16 protein-coding genes are annotated in these 13,534 nt (G+C 64.1%); all 16 read left to right on the forward strand.

All coding sequences use genetic code 11. The features are described from left to right. Positions 1 to 27: 27 nt before the first annotated feature. The 16 genes from KJB29_RS00465 (at position 28) to nuoI (ending at position 13,299) form a co-directional block, all read left to right on the forward strand. Positions 28 to 216, forward strand: coding sequence for a ferredoxin (locus KJB29_RS00465; RefSeq protein ID WP_004512733.1), 189 nt, complete (start codon positions 28 to 30; stop codon positions 214 to 216). A 33-nt stretch (positions 217 to 249) separates the two neighbouring features. Next, a complete protein-coding gene (locus tag KJB29_RS00470) occupies positions 250 to 1,464 on the forward strand; it encodes an acetate/propionate family kinase (protein ID WP_215732875.1) in 1,215 nt (404 codons plus the stop codon). Positions 1,465 to 1,526: 62 nt separating this feature from the next. Beyond that, entirely contained in the window at positions 1,527 to 1,991 is a 465-nt protein-coding gene (locus tag KJB29_RS00475; protein WP_215732876.1) for a peroxiredoxin, read from the forward strand. A gap of 107 nt (positions 1,992 to 2,098) precedes the next feature. After that, on the forward strand, positions 2,099 to 2,515 hold the full coding sequence (locus KJB29_RS00480) for an NADH-quinone oxidoreductase subunit A (protein ID WP_215732877.1): 417 nt from the start codon (positions 2,099 to 2,101) through the stop codon (positions 2,513 to 2,515). A gap of 138 nt (positions 2,516 to 2,653) precedes the next feature. After that, positions 2,654 to 5,029 (forward strand): NADH-quinone oxidoreductase subunit B/C/D, encoded by a 2,376-nt coding sequence (locus KJB29_RS00485; RefSeq protein ID WP_215732878.1) that lies wholly within the window; start codon positions 2,654 to 2,656, stop codon positions 5,027 to 5,029. Between the two features lie 52 nt (positions 5,030 to 5,081). Next, on the forward strand, positions 5,082 to 5,474 hold the full coding sequence (locus KJB29_RS00490; protein ID WP_215732879.1) for an endonuclease domain-containing protein: 393 nt from the start codon (positions 5,082 to 5,084) through the stop codon (positions 5,472 to 5,474). 3 nt (positions 5,475 to 5,477) lie between these two features. Then, positions 5,478 to 5,999: an NADH-quinone oxidoreductase subunit NuoE gene (gene nuoE, locus KJB29_RS00495; protein WP_215732880.1), complete on the forward strand. Its 522-nt coding sequence runs from the start codon at positions 5,478 to 5,480 to the stop codon at positions 5,997 to 5,999. Next, positions 5,996 to 6,328 carry a c-type cytochrome gene (locus KJB29_RS00500; protein ID WP_004512742.1) on the forward strand — a complete coding sequence of 111 codons (333 nt, stop codon included), beginning with the start codon at positions 5,996 to 5,998 and terminating at the stop codon, positions 6,326 to 6,328. The genes nuoE and KJB29_RS00500 overlap by 4 nt, the downstream gene beginning before the upstream one ends. 59 nt (positions 6,329 to 6,387) lie before the next feature. Then, on the forward strand, positions 6,388 to 6,726 hold the full coding sequence (locus KJB29_RS00505) for a DUF488 domain-containing protein (protein WP_215732881.1): 339 nt from the start codon (positions 6,388 to 6,390) through the stop codon (positions 6,724 to 6,726). Between the two features lie 4 nt (positions 6,727 to 6,730). After that, entirely contained in the window at positions 6,731 to 7,999 is a 1,269-nt protein-coding gene (nuoF, locus tag KJB29_RS00510) for an NADH-quinone oxidoreductase subunit NuoF (protein WP_215732882.1), read from the forward strand. Further along, a complete protein-coding gene (locus KJB29_RS00515) occupies positions 7,999 to 8,568 on the forward strand; it encodes a zinc ribbon domain-containing protein (protein WP_215732883.1) in 570 nt (189 codons plus the stop codon). Before nuoF ends, KJB29_RS00515 begins: the two co-directional genes overlap by 1 nt. Before the next feature lie 9 nt (positions 8,569 to 8,577). Next, the gene (gene nuoG, locus KJB29_RS00520; RefSeq protein ID WP_215732884.1) at positions 8,578 to 10,506 is read left to right on the forward strand and encodes an NADH-quinone oxidoreductase subunit NuoG; all 1,929 of its coding nucleotides are present in this window, start codon (positions 8,578 to 8,580) and stop codon (positions 10,504 to 10,506) included. A gap of 189 nt (positions 10,507 to 10,695) precedes the next feature. Continuing rightward, positions 10,696 to 11,067 (forward strand): pyridoxamine 5'-phosphate oxidase family protein, encoded by a 372-nt coding sequence (locus tag KJB29_RS00525; RefSeq protein WP_215732885.1) that lies wholly within the window; start codon positions 10,696 to 10,698, stop codon positions 11,065 to 11,067. Positions 11,068 to 11,166: 99 nt separating this feature from the next. After that, positions 11,167 to 12,156: an NADH-quinone oxidoreductase subunit NuoH gene (nuoH, locus tag KJB29_RS00530; protein ID WP_215732886.1), complete on the forward strand. Its 990-nt coding sequence runs from the start codon at positions 11,167 to 11,169 to the stop codon at positions 12,154 to 12,156. A 129-nt stretch (positions 12,157 to 12,285) separates the two neighbouring features. Next, on the forward strand, positions 12,286 to 12,711 hold the full coding sequence (locus KJB29_RS00535) for an ankyrin repeat domain-containing protein (RefSeq protein ID WP_004512749.1): 426 nt from the start codon (positions 12,286 to 12,288) through the stop codon (positions 12,709 to 12,711). Positions 12,712 to 12,768: 57 nt separating this feature from the next. Next, positions 12,769 to 13,299 carry an NADH-quinone oxidoreductase subunit NuoI gene (gene nuoI, locus KJB29_RS00540; RefSeq protein WP_215733368.1) on the forward strand — a complete coding sequence of 177 codons (531 nt, stop codon included), beginning with the start codon at positions 12,769 to 12,771 and terminating at the stop codon, positions 13,297 to 13,299. Positions 13,300 to 13,534 lie beyond the last annotated feature (235 nt).

Genomic DNA, 13,534 nt, shown 5'->3' on the forward strand with positions numbered 1-13,534 from the left:
TTCCGGCGAATACAAGGAGGTAGTGCCATGGCCCGCAACGTTTACGTCGAGAAAGATGTCTGCATCAGCTGCGGTCTCTGCGTTGAGACGGTCCCCGAAGTGTTCCGTTTCGACGACGACAACCTGGCCGAGGCTTACGACCCGGCCGGCGCCGCCGAGGAGAAAATCCAGGAGGCCATCGACGCCTGCCCGGTCTCCTGCATCCACTGGGGGTAGCCGGGCGCCAAATCCCATGAAACAGGAAGACCAATGATTATCCTTATCCTGAACTGCCGGGGCTTTTCCATCCATTTCCAACTCTTCGACTGGTCCACCCGCACCATCCTCGCCCGGGGGGACGTGGACCGGATCGAGCTGGGCGATTCCTTCATTGTCATGGAAGTCCCGGGCCGGGACCCCTACCATCTGGACTCGGACTGCTCCAGCTTCGGAGCCGCTGTGGCCCTCATCCTCTCCACCCTCACCCATCCCCTGGAGGGACCCCTTGACCGGGTCGAACAGATTGCCGCCGTGGGGCATCGGGTCGCCCATGGCGGCGAGCGGTTCACCTCGTCGGTCGCCATCGACGACGATGTCATTGCAGCGGTCCAAGGATTCGAGGAGATGGCGCCGCTCCATATTCCCGCGAACCTGGCCGGCATCGAGGGGGCCATGGCGACCCTTCCCCGCACTCCCCACGTGGCGGTCTTCGACTCGGCCTTCCATCAGACGATGCCCCTCCACGCCTACATCTACCCCCTCCCATGGGAGTGGTACGAACAGCACGGCGTGAGGCGCTACGGCTTCCACGGCGCCCCCCACTGCTACGCGGCACGGCGGGGTGCGGCCCTCCTGGGGCGCGACCCGGCCCAATGCAACCTGGTCACCGTCCACATCGGCAACGGCACCTCCCTCTGCGCCGTGGAGGGGGGGCGCTCCATCGACACGAGCATGGGGCTCACCCCCCTGGAAGGAACCATGATGGGGACCCGCTGCGGTTCCATCGACCCCGGCATCCCCCCCTTCATGATGCAGGAGGAGCAGCTTGCCCCCCGGGACATGGACCGGATCCTCAACCAGCGAAGCGGTGCCGCAGGAATAACCGGACTGAAGTTGGACCGGGCAGCATTCCTGGCCCGGGCCGCGGCGGGGGACGAGCGGTGCCTCCTGGCCCTGGAGATGGAGGCCTACCGCCTCAAGAAACACATCGGCGGCTACATTGCTGCCCTCGGCCGGCTTGACGCCGTGGTCTTCAGCACCGCCTCGGGGGAAGGGGAATGGCTCGTGCGGGAGAAGACCCTCGCCGACATGGAAATCTTCGGCATCCGGCTCGACCGGGAGCGGAACCGGGCGGCCCGTTCCGTGGAGCGGGAGGAGCGGATCAGCGCCGACGACTCCCCCGTGGCGGTCTACGTGGTCCACACCGAAGAAGAGATGGTCTATGCCGAGGAGGTGGCGGCCCTCCTGAACGGCGCCGGGGGATGACAAACGCCTGAAACGGGGTAAACTGTTTTTCTCACCGAATTCCATCCACCAAGGAGAGACTTATGTCGCTGGAAGGCAAACAAGCCCCCGACTTCACCCTGGAGGGGAGCGACGGCAGGAAGCATTCCCTGAAGGATTACGCGGGGAAGACCACCGTCATCTATTTTTACCCCAAGGACAGCACCCCCGGCTGAACGAAGGAGGCCAAAGGCTTCCGTGACCTGAAGCCGGAATTCGACAAACTGGGCATCGGCATCCTGGGAGTGAGCAAGGACAGCCTCAAGGCCCACGACAAATTCGTCCGGGACCAGGAGATCCCCTTCACCCTCCTCTCGGACCCCGACACCACAATGATGACCGCCTACGGCGCCTTCGGCAATAAGCTCCTGTACGGCAAGACCGCCTTGGGGGTTATCCGCTCCACGGTGGTGGTCGGCCCCGACGGCACCGTGATGAAGCACTGGCCCAAGGTGGCCAAAGCTGACGCCCATCCGGCCCAGGTGCTGGAGTTCCTGCAGAAGCGGTAGGGGCGCTGCTTGCCGCGCCCTTGCTGCGACCATTACGACCATTGACATGAGTTCCTCGTGCGCTAGAGTTTGAACTTGGCATTTCACTCGACATCACGGAGAGTAGAATGCAGCAAGCCGCCGTCACAAACCATTCCCTCCTCCCGACCCTGCCGCCCGAGTTCCTCCCCCTGGCGCTCTATACCGTTGCGGCAACCGTCCTGATCGGCGTCCTCCTCCTGGCCGCCTGGTGGCTCGGCGCCAAGACCACCAACCGCAACAAGGAACTCCCCTACGAATCCGGGGTCATCCCCACGGGGAGCGCCCGCCTCGCCTATCCGGTCCCCTTCTACCTCATCGCCATCTTCTTCATCGTCTTCGACGTGGAGGCGGCCTTCATCTTCGCCTGGGCCACGGCCTGGCGCGAACTGGGTCTGGCGGGGCTCATCCATATCACCTTCTTCATCGTCATCCTCCTCCTGGGGCTCGTCTGGCTCTGGATGAAGGGAGGCCTCGACTGGGGCCCTTCCCGTGAACGGAGGTGAGAAACGTGGCTTTTCCGCAATCTCTGCGTAAGTCTTCGGGACCGCTTGTGCGACGTAGCGCTGCTACGTCTCCGCGCAGTCCCTCGACAGCCTTGATCTTGCGAAAAATCCACGTTTCTCGAAAAGCAGGATTAAATAATGGAAGAGACTGAAATCCCACAGAACATAGTGCTGACCCGCCTGGACGACCTCATCAACTGGGGGCGCGCCAATTCCCTCTGGCCCATGTTCTTTGGGCTCTCCTGCTGCTTCGTGGAGATGATGACCTCCTTCACCTCCCGCTACGACATCTCCCGCTTCGGGGCCGAGGTGCTCCGGGGGACTCCCCGGGAAGCGGACCTCATGGTCATCGCCGGGACAGTCTTCAAGAAGATGGCCCCCTCCATCCTCCGCCTCTATGAGCAGATGGCCGAGCCCAAGTGGGTCATCTCCATGGGGAGCTGCGCCAACTCCGGCGGCATGTACGACGTCTACAGCGTGGTCCAGGGGGTGAACCAGATCATCCCGGTGGATGTCCACGTCCCCGGCTGCCCGCCGCGCCCCGAGGCGTTCCTCCAGGGGGTGATGCTCCTGCAAGAGAAGATCAGGCGGGAAGAGCGCCCCGCACGCAAAGTTCTTCACATGGCCGGCGGGACCGAGGGGACCACCCGGCCGGTCCTCGTGGACGGGGTGACGAAATCCCGCGACACCCGCGGACCGGGGATGGAGGGAATCGCCATTCGCGGCACCCCGGTCCGGCATCCCCGCTTCTGGATGTCCCGTTCCGACGAGATGTGGCGCCCTCCCGCGCCGCGGCACGACTATCCCGACTTCGGCCTCGCCGGAGAACTGGAGACGGTCTTCGGGCACCGGGTTACCGTGGACTCCGCTGCCACCGACATGCTCACCTACCGCTGCCCTCCGGAGCTGGTGCCCGAGGTGCTGCGCCATCTGAAAAGCCGAAGCTCCGCCCCCTTCCGCCGCCTGGAGGACGTGGCCTGCGTGGACGAGTCGTGCCGCCGGGAGCGGGAAAAGTTCCCGGACTTCACCGTCAACTACCACCTCCTGAACTTCGATGTTCCCGGCCACCTGCGGATCAAGACCGGACTGGCTGGGGAGACGCCGGAGCTCCCCACCGTGACCCCGGTCTTCCCGGCGGCCGACTGGTACGAGCGGGAGGCCTTCGACATGTACGGCATCCACTTCGCCGGGCATCCGAACCTGCGCCGCATCCTCATGCCGCCCGACTGGGAGGGGCATCCCCTGCGGAAGGAGCACCCCTTCCGGGCCACGGAGATGGCGCCCTACACCACCGATGACGCCCGGCGCCACCAGGCGCTCCCCGCCTCGGACTTCTTCGACCGGGTCGACGAGGAGACCCTGATCCTCAACCTGGGCCCCCAACATCCGGGGACCCACGGGATCATCCGCTTCATCCTCAAGCTTGACGGCGAGGAGATCGTGGACATGGACACCGACATCGGCTACCACCACCGAGGGGCCGAGAAAATCGGCGAACGCCAGCACTGGAACCAGTTCATCCCCTACACCGACCGGATCGACTACCTGGCCGGGGTCCAGAACAACCTCGCCTACGTGAACAGCGTGGAGCGGCTCTGCGGCATCACCGTGCCGGACCGGGCCATCACCATCCGGGTCATGCTGGCGGAGCTCTTCCGGATCGCCAGCCATCTGGTCTGGCTCGGCACCTTTGCCGCCGACGTGGGGGCCATGACCCCGGTCTTCTACACCTTCACCGACCGGGAGAAGATCTTCGACATCATCGAGATGGTCACCGGCGGCCGGATGCACCCCTCCTGGTTCCGGATCGGCGGCGTGACCGAGGATCTCCCCGAGGGGTGGGACGGGGCGGTGAAGGAATTCCTCGACTGGATGCCGGGCCGGCTCAAGGAGTACGAAGACCTCCTGAAGGAAAACCCAATCTTCAAGGCGCGGCTAAAAGGGGTCGGCGCCATTACGAAAGACGAGGCCATGGAGTGGGGAATCACCGGCCCGAACCTTCGGGCCTGCGGCGTGGCATGGGACCTGCGAAAGAAAATCCCCTACAACGGCTACCAGCACTTCCACTTCGATATCCCCACGGAGGAGGGGGGAGACTGCTGGGCGCGGTACCGGATCAGGGTCGAGGAGATCCGCCAGTCGCTCCACATCGTGGCGCAGTGCCGGAAGGAGATGCCCGCCGGGCGGTGGATCACCGACGACTACCGCTATGTCCTCCCCAAGAAGCGGGACACGCTCCACGACATCGAGTCCCTCATCCACCACTTCATCAACGCCACCCGGGGGATGGCGCCGCCCAGGGGGGAGAACTACAGCGCCATCGAGGCCCCCAAGGGAGAGAACGGCTACTTCGTGGTGAGCGACGGTCTCAACGTCCCGTACCGGGTGCGAATCAAGACCCCGAGCTTTCCCCACATCCAGGCGCTCCCCCTCATGAGTCGGGGGTGGCTCGTGGCGGACTTTCTCGCCATCATCGGGTCCATCGACTTTGTACTGGCGGATCTGGACCGGTAGGAGAGTTCCCCCTCCCCTCGCGGGAGGGGGGCAGGGGGTGGGGGAAGCAACTATGAAACCTCGTCATGCCCTGAATGACAGGGCACGTGATCTTCGTAATAATGCCACGGATGCTGAACGAATCCTGTGGGGACATTTGCGTAACAGCCAGATTGAAGGAGTGAAGTTTCGGAGACAGCAGCCAATAGCAGATTATATTGCTGATTTTGCAGCATATTTTCCCAAGCTCGTTATTGAACTCGATGGCAGTCAACATGCAGACGACCTGAAGCATGATGAGCAAAGAACGGCTTGCCTCTGTCGCAACGGATTCAGGGTTTTGCGATTCTGGAACAATGACATTTTCGAGAATATCGAAGGGGTTCTTGCAGTGATCAGACAGAGTTGCCTTGAACTAGCTTCCCCCACCCCCCAACCCCCTCCCGCGAGGGGAGGGGGAGATTAATCGATGGAGTCGGAAGAATTGCGAAAAGAGCTTGTCGCCCGCATCGCCCACGCCGTCACCAACCGCGAGGCGGCGGTGGACGTGATGAAGGAGCTGCAGCGGCACTACGGCTGGCTCACCGACGAGGCGGTGGCCGAGGCGGCAGGGCTCCTGGGGCTCACGCCGCTCCAGGTGGAGGAGCTGGCCACCTTCTACGAAATGATCTACCGCCGGCCGGTAGGTAAGCGGGTGGTCCACGTCTGCGACTCCATCTCCTGCTGGGCCATGGGGGGAGAGAGCCTCATGGCGCACCTGGCGGCGAAGCTCGGCGTCGAACCCGGCGGGACCACGGCGGACGGGATGTTCACGCTCCTTCCCTGCTGCTGCCTCGGCAACTGCGGCGAGGCCCCGACGCTGATGATCGGCGACACCCTCTATGGCCGGGTGACGCCGGAGCGGGGAGAGGAAATCCTGAGTAACGCGCGGGAAGCCGCGGCAACCGTGCCGGAAGGACCCGGCACACCACAAGAGGAGGAGAACGTATGAAAAAGGGAATTATCATCTCCATCAGCCTGCTGGCCACGGCGGCGTTCGCCACGGCCGGCCTCGCCGACACCAAGAAGGGGGGGAAGATCGACGGCGCCAAGGAATTCAAGGAGCACTGCGCCGTCTGCCACCCCGACGGCGGCAATATCGTCAACCCCGCCAAACCCCTGAAGAAAGCGACCCTGGAGGCCAACGGGGTCAAGACGTGGAAGGACATCGTCGCCAAGATGCGCAACCCGGGGCCGGGGATGACCAAGTTCGAGAAGAAGGATGTGAGCGACAAAGAGGCAAGGGCAATCGCGGAGTATGTTCTGAAGACCTTCAAGTAGAGGCAAGCGTGGCGACTGGCCACGGTCGCCACTCTCTTCTGTTTTTGATGGAGGATGGGATGCTCAGGATCAAGCGGATATACGATCCGCCGGCGCCGGAGGACGGAACGAGGGTGCTCGTGGATCGCCTCTGGCCCCGGGGGATTTCTAAGGACGAGGCCCGGATCGACGAGTGGCTCAAGGAGATCGCCCCCAGCGACAACCTGCGAAAGTGGTTCGGCCATGATCCGGCCCGGTGGGAGGAGTTCCGGGAACGGTTCCGGCGGGAACTGGAAGCGAAGGCGGAAATCCTGGACCACCTGCGGACTCTTACGGAGAAGGGAACGGTGACGCTCCTCTTTGCGGCCAAGGATGTGGAGCACAACAACGCTGTAGTTTTGAAGGAAATGCTCGATTAGCCCCATGGAACAGCTCCTCTTCCGACATAATCGTCCCGGCCGGTGTGTGACCTTTGCCGAGTACCGGGCCGAAGGGGGGTTCGCGGCGCTGGAGAAGGCGTTTGCCGGCATGTCCCCCAACGACGTTCAACAGGTCGTGATCGACTCGGGCCTGCGCGGCCGCGGCGGCGCCGGCTTCCCCACGGGGAAGAAGTGGTCCTTCGTCCCCCGGGACATACCCGGCCCCCGTTACCTCATCTGCAACTGCGACGAGATGGAGCCGGGGACCTACAAGGACCGGGTGCTCCTGGAAGCGAACCCCTATTCCCTCGTGGAGGGGATGACCCTGGCCGCCTACGCCATCGGCGTGGCCCACGCCTTCATCTTCATCCGGCGGGGCTACGAGGAGGCGGCGGAGAACTGCCGCCGGGCCATCGCCGAGGCGAAATCGGCGGGGCTCCTGGGGGAGAACATCCTCGGCACCGGCTTCTCCCTGGAGCTGGACGTCCACCAGTCCGCCGGTCGCTACATCTGCGGCGAGGAAACGGCCCTCATGAACGCCCTGGAGGGGAAGCGGGCCAATCCGCGGAGCAAGCCCCCGTTCCCAGCGGTAAAGGGGCTCTGGGGGCGCCCCACGGTGGTGAACAACGTGGAAACCCTGGCCAACATCCCGGCCATCGTGGCCAACGGCGCCGCCTGGTTCAAGGGGCTGGCACGGATCCCCGAGGCGGCAGGGATGAAGCTCTTCTGCGTGAGCGGCCATGTGAGGAACGCCGCCTGCTTCGAGCTTCCCTTGGGGATGACGCTGGGCGAGATCATCGACGGCCCCTGCGGCGGGATGCTCCCGGGCAGGGAGTTCAAGGCGTGCATCCCCGGTGGGGCGTCGACGCCGTTCTTCACGAAGGAGCACTGGCACGTTCCCATGGATTTCGACACCGTTGCCAAGGCGGGGTCCCGGCTCGGCACCGGCGGCATCGTGGTCTTCGACCGGGACACCTGCATGGTGGCGGCGACACTGAACCTGATCGTCTTCTACGCCCGGGAATCGTGCGGCTGGTGCACCCCCTGCCGGGAGGGGCTCCCCTTCGTGCAGGACGTCCTGGCCCGGATCGAGGCGGGGGAGGGACGGGAGGAGCACATCGGCATCCTCCGGGAGCATGTCCAATACCTCAACTACTCCTTCTGTCCCCTGGCCCCGGGCGCCATGGGGCCGGTGGAGGGACTGTTGCGGCTCTTCGAGGGCGAGATCCGGGAGCATATTGTTCTGGGGCGCTGCCCCTTTGGAGGGAAATGATGGCACCACCGGTGGATGATTTCGGCGGCCTCGTCACCCGGGCCACACGGCTCTGGACGGGGAACTTCGGCAACCTGCTCATTCTTTCACTGGTCTTCGTCCTGGTGTGCTGGATCCCCATCGCCAACGTGGGATTCCTGGCCGGCTACACCCGGGCGATCCTCAAGGTGGCCCGGGGGGAAAAGGCCGAGGCAGGGGACATCTTCCGGGCGTGGGACTGCTTCGGCGACCTCTTCGTCTACCTCCTCCTGGTGCTCGTGGCCCAGTTCGCTCTGAACCACGTGCCGGGCATCGGCCAGGTGGCGGGGTTCGCCCTGGCGGTGGTGGTTGCCCCGGGGATGTACGGGATCATCGACCGGAGGATGAAGTTCATGGACGCCTTCCGGTGGAGCCTTGACGCTATCAAGGGAGACTTTGTCGGCTGGCTCCTGGCGGTGCTTGTCGGCGGCATCTTCATGGCCGTGGGGGCGGTGCTCCTCGGCTTCGGCATCATCATCACCCTTGGTTGGGGGAGCCTCGTCATGGCCCTCCAGTACGACCGGGAGCGCCCCCGGGTGATTATCCTGTAGCGAGAGACCATGCCGAAACTCATCATCGATCACATACCGGTGGAAGTCCCCGCCGGCACCAGCGTTTTGGAGGCGGCCAGGTCCGTCGGGATCTGGATCCCCCACTTCTGCTACCACCCGGCCCTGGGAAGCGTGGGGGCCTGCCGGCTCTGCGCCGTGAAAATGCTGGACGGCCCGGTGAAGGGGATCCAGATGTCGTGCATGCTCCCGGCCCAGGATGGAATGGTGGTCTCCACCACCGACCCCGAGGCCCTGAAGATGCGGAGCCTCGTCATCGAGTGGCTCATGACCAACCATCCCCACGACTGCCCGGTCTGCGACGAGGGGGGTGAGTGCCTCCTCCAGGACTACACCGTTGCCGGGGGGCACGGCATCCGGCGCTACGAGGGGAAAAAGCGAACCCACGTGAACCAGTACCTTGGGCCGTACATCGAGCACGAGATGAATCGCTGCATCCAGTGCTACCGCTGCGTCCGGTTCTACCAGGAATACGCCGGCGGGAGCGACTTCGGCGTCATGGGAAACGCCCGGCGGGTTTACTACGGCCGCTTTGAGGAGGGGAAGCTCGAATCTCCCTTCTCCGGCACCCTAGTGGACATCTGCCCCACCGGCGTCTTCACCGACAAGACCGCCCGCTTCCGGGCCCGTTACTGGGACTACGAGATGGCCCCCTCGGTCTGCCCCCACTGTTCGCTGGGGTGCAACACCGTGCCGGCGGCCCGCTACCGGGAGCTTCTGAAGACCATTGCCCGGGAGAACCCCGCCGTGAACGGCCCCTTCATCTGCGACCGGGGAAGGTTCACCAATGCTCCGGTGAACGACCCGGCGCGCCCCCGGGTGCCGCTGGTGGACGGGAAAGAGGTCTCGTGGGACGAGGCCCTGGATGCCCTCATGGTGCGGGTCAACGAGCTGGAAGAGCTGTACGGCCCCGGGAGCCTGGCAGTGGTCGGCTCGCCCCGGCTCGCGCTGGAGGGGAACATCCTGCTGGCGCGCCTGTCGGACCTCCTCGGCGCGGGGCACCTCTGCTACTTTACCGAGAAGGAGGAGAGGGAGCGGACCGCCGCGGCAGTCGACCTCCTTGCCGGCGACAAAGCCGCCTCCATGGCGGACGTACGGCAGGCCGACTGCGTGGTCATCCTCGAAGCGGACCTCCGGGACGAGGGGCCCATGATGCTCCTGGCGGTCCGGCAGGCATGGCGCCACGGCGCGCCGGTCTTCCTGGTGGGGAAGCACGCCCCCTTGGAGCAGGCCCGCACCGTCTCCATGGAAGCCATCGAGCTCAGCATCCTCGAAGAGGTTCCCCTGGCCATCTTCGAGCGCCCCGTGGTCATCTGCGGGACCAGGAACAGCACCCGCGCCGCCATCGAGCTCCTGGCCCGGGCCGATGCCAAGATCGCCTGCCTCCTCCCCGGCCCCAACGCCTTCGGAGCCGGGCTTCTGGCAAAGGAGCACGGAGCGGTCGCCCTGGCCGAGGCCGTGGCCTCCGGAAAGGTGAAGGGGATCATCGCCGTGGAAGCAGACATCCCGGAGGAGCTTCTGGCGCAAGTTCCCCTTATCGTCGCCGCCGACTGGCTCCCCACGGAGGCGCTCCGGCGGGCCCAAGTGGTCCTCCCCACGGCCGCCTGGGTGGAGATGGACGGCACCTTCGTCAACAACGAGGGGCGGGCACAGCGCTTCCGCAAGGCCATGGTCCCCGGTCTCCCGATCCGTGGGCTCCCGGCCCGCTACCACGCCTCACCGGACAAGCCGGCGCCCTTCCATCCGCCGCGGGTCCACCGCAGCGCTTCCCCCGGCGGTGATACTCGCCCCGCATGGCGGAGCGTGGCGGAACTCATGGAGCGGTGGGGAGGGGAGACAGAGACTGACCCCTTTGCGGGACGGTGGGAGGTGTTGCGGGGGCTCGATCCGGAGGGGGATGGGGTGAGGCCGAGAGGGTGATACGTGTCCCGTTTGTGGAGATGAGCGGGCACGTGCACGGGAACCGCTCAAGCATGGGGACAGGCATTGGTTGATTTGACATCATGAAGGGGAGAAGGCTATTGTAATCAGGAAGATGCAGCCATTGACACGGCTGCTCTCCCCGCCGTTTATGCACGACAAAAAATGTATCGCGAGGAGACCTTATCAATGATCCCAGAAAAACTATTGGAAATCATGAAACAGGACGGAGTTGTCGCCATTGCGACCTTGGGGGAGGATGGTCCGCATATGGTCAACACGTGGAATAGCTATATCAAGGTCTCACAAGATGGGCGTTTGTTCATTCCCGCGGGGTACATGCATAAGACTGAGGCCAACATCGCCCATAATCCCGATGTGCTGATCACCTTGGGAAGCAGCAAGGTTGCGGGGTTGCACGGCCCCGGCGCCGGCTTCCTGATCAAGGGCAAGGCAGCCTTCATTACTTCCGGGCCGGATTTTGACTTTATGAAGGCGAAGTTCAACTGGTTACGGGCCACCTTGGCCGTTACCATCGAATCGGCCACTCAAACCTGGTGAGCCTTGCATGATATCCAATCACGAACCTTGCCAAGCGGCTGGGGGTGACCAAGCGACGTGACAGGCTGAGACGACAGGCAGCGAAACAGAGATGATGGAATGCCCCCTGTAGCCCTCGACATAGCCATCCACCTGGCCAAGATCGCCCTGATCTTCTTCGTGGTGCTGACCCTGGCGGCCTACCTGGTCTTCGCCGAGCGGCGGATTCTGGCCTGGATCCAGGACCGGAAGGGACCGAACCGGGTGGGGCCCTTTGGCCTCTTGCAGCCCCTGGCGGATCTCATCAAGCTCCTGACCAAGGAGGACTTCCGACCCGCCGGGGCCGACAAGTGGCTCTTCTACCTGGCCCCGGCCATGGCGGCGATCCCGGCCATTCTCACCTTCGCGGTGATCCCCTTCGGGGCCCCTCTGACGCTCTTCGGCAGGGAGGTGCCGCTCCAGGTGGCGGACCTGAACGTGGGGCTCCTTTTCTTTCTGGCACTCTCCTCAATAGCGGTGTATGGTGTGGCCCTGGGGGGGTGGGCGTCCAACTCCAAGTACGCGCTTTTGGGCTCCATCCGGGGTCTGGCGCAACTCATCTCCTACGAGCTGTCCATGGGGTTGTCGCTGGTGCCGACGGTGATGCTGGCCGGGTCGCTCCGGCTCTCGGACATCGTGGCGGCCCAGGAGGGGATCTGGTTCATCGTCTATCAGCCCCTGGCATTCGTGATCTTCCTCATCAGCATCGCGGCGGAGTGCAAGCGGATTCCCTTCGACATCCCCGAGGCGGAGGGGGAGCTGGTGGCCGGGTTCCACACCGAGTACTCGGGGATGCGCTTCGGCCTTTTCTTCGTGGGGGAGTACATCAACATCATCGTCCTCGGCGGGCTGGCAACCACCTTCTTCCTGGGGGGTTGGCACGGGCCGTGGCTCCCCCCCTTCGTCTGGTTCTCGGCGAAGACCCTCGCCTTCGCCTTCTTCTTCATCTGGATGCGGGGGACGCTGCCGCGGCTTCGCTACGACCAGCTCATGCACCTGGGATGGAAGGTGCTGACGCCGCTGGCGCTGGTCAACATTCTTGTCACCGGCTGGATACTGATGCTCCGCTAACGGAGCGTCGGACATTTTAACGGAAAGGAGGGGAACGGGTAGTCCGCACGCATCAAGGTATCACTCACGCATTGGTCATTGTCCCGGAGAAGTGAACTCATTACGCAACATTTCAAAGGAGGACGTGTCATGGTTGAGAACGTGAATACCAAAGACAAGCATGGGCATACGCCGCTCATCGAGGCGGCCAAGACAGGGGACGCCGAGACGATCAGAGATCTCCTGAACCGCGGCGCCGACATGGATGCACGGAGCGAGAAGGGGAAGACGGCCCTGCATTACGCGGCGGCCAACGGTAAGGCAGCGGCCATCAAGACTCTGCTGGAGGCGGGGGCTGAAGTGGACCCGCGAGACATGGAATGGCATACCCCCCTCATGCTGGCGGCCAACTACGGATGCAACGAGTGCGTGGAAACCCTTTTGACGGCCGGCGCCGACCCCCTGGCCAAAATGAAGCTCGGCAACACCGCCCTGACCTATGCGGAAGCGAACGGACACCCCGACACCCTGGAACTGATAACGAAGGCCCAGCGGGCCAAGGCCGGAAACGCCTGATCCCGCAAGGGTACGTTACCGCAGGGGCGGGGGATGCCTCGCCCCTCTGTTGCCACCATGCCCATCATCACCGACTTCAAAGCAATCGCCACCGGGCTCTTTGTCACCTGGAAGCACATCTTCCGCAGGAGCGTCACGGTGGAATACCCCGAGGTGAAGCGGACCCCCGCTCCCCGCTACCGGGCGAGGATCGTCCTCACCCGCGACCCCGAGGGGGGAGAGCGGTGCGTGGCCTGCTACCTCTGCTCCGCCGCCTGCCCCGTTGACTGCATCTCCATGGAGGCGGCCGAGGACGGGAACGGCCGCCGGTACGCCCGATGGTTCCGGATCAACTTCTCCCGCTGCATCTTCTGCGGCCTCTGCGCCGAGGCCTGCCCCACCCTCGCCATCCAGATGACCCCTGACTACGAGATCTGCGAGCGGGACATCATGGAACTGGTCTACGAGAAGGAAGACCTCCTCATCGACGGCTGCGGCAAGGACCCCGCCTACAACTTCTACCGCCATGCCGGCATCGGCGTCACCCAGCCACGGGGCGCCGGCGAGCGGGAAGAGGAACCGGTTGATGCGCGGGGACTCATGCCGTGACATCCCCACGCCTGAGCGTCTAACCGACAGACCAATCCTGCCTCTCCATCCCCGTATTCCGCAAGCCCTCCCCTTCCACACAGCAACAGACTTTATGCCGAAAATGAAACAGTGGCTTACAATTACCAAACTCTATAATGTGTGGATGTTGCGGCATCTCAGAGCCCAGGCACATGCGCACGCTAGACTGCGACAGGGGACCATCAGCGAGGTTTCCTGCATGTGGCCCCGTCCC

Origin of the sequence: Geobacter grbiciae, assembly GCF_018531165.1 — a bacterium.
Lineage (GTDB): Bacteria > Desulfobacterota > Desulfuromonadia > Geobacterales > Geobacteraceae > Geobacter > Geobacter metallireducens.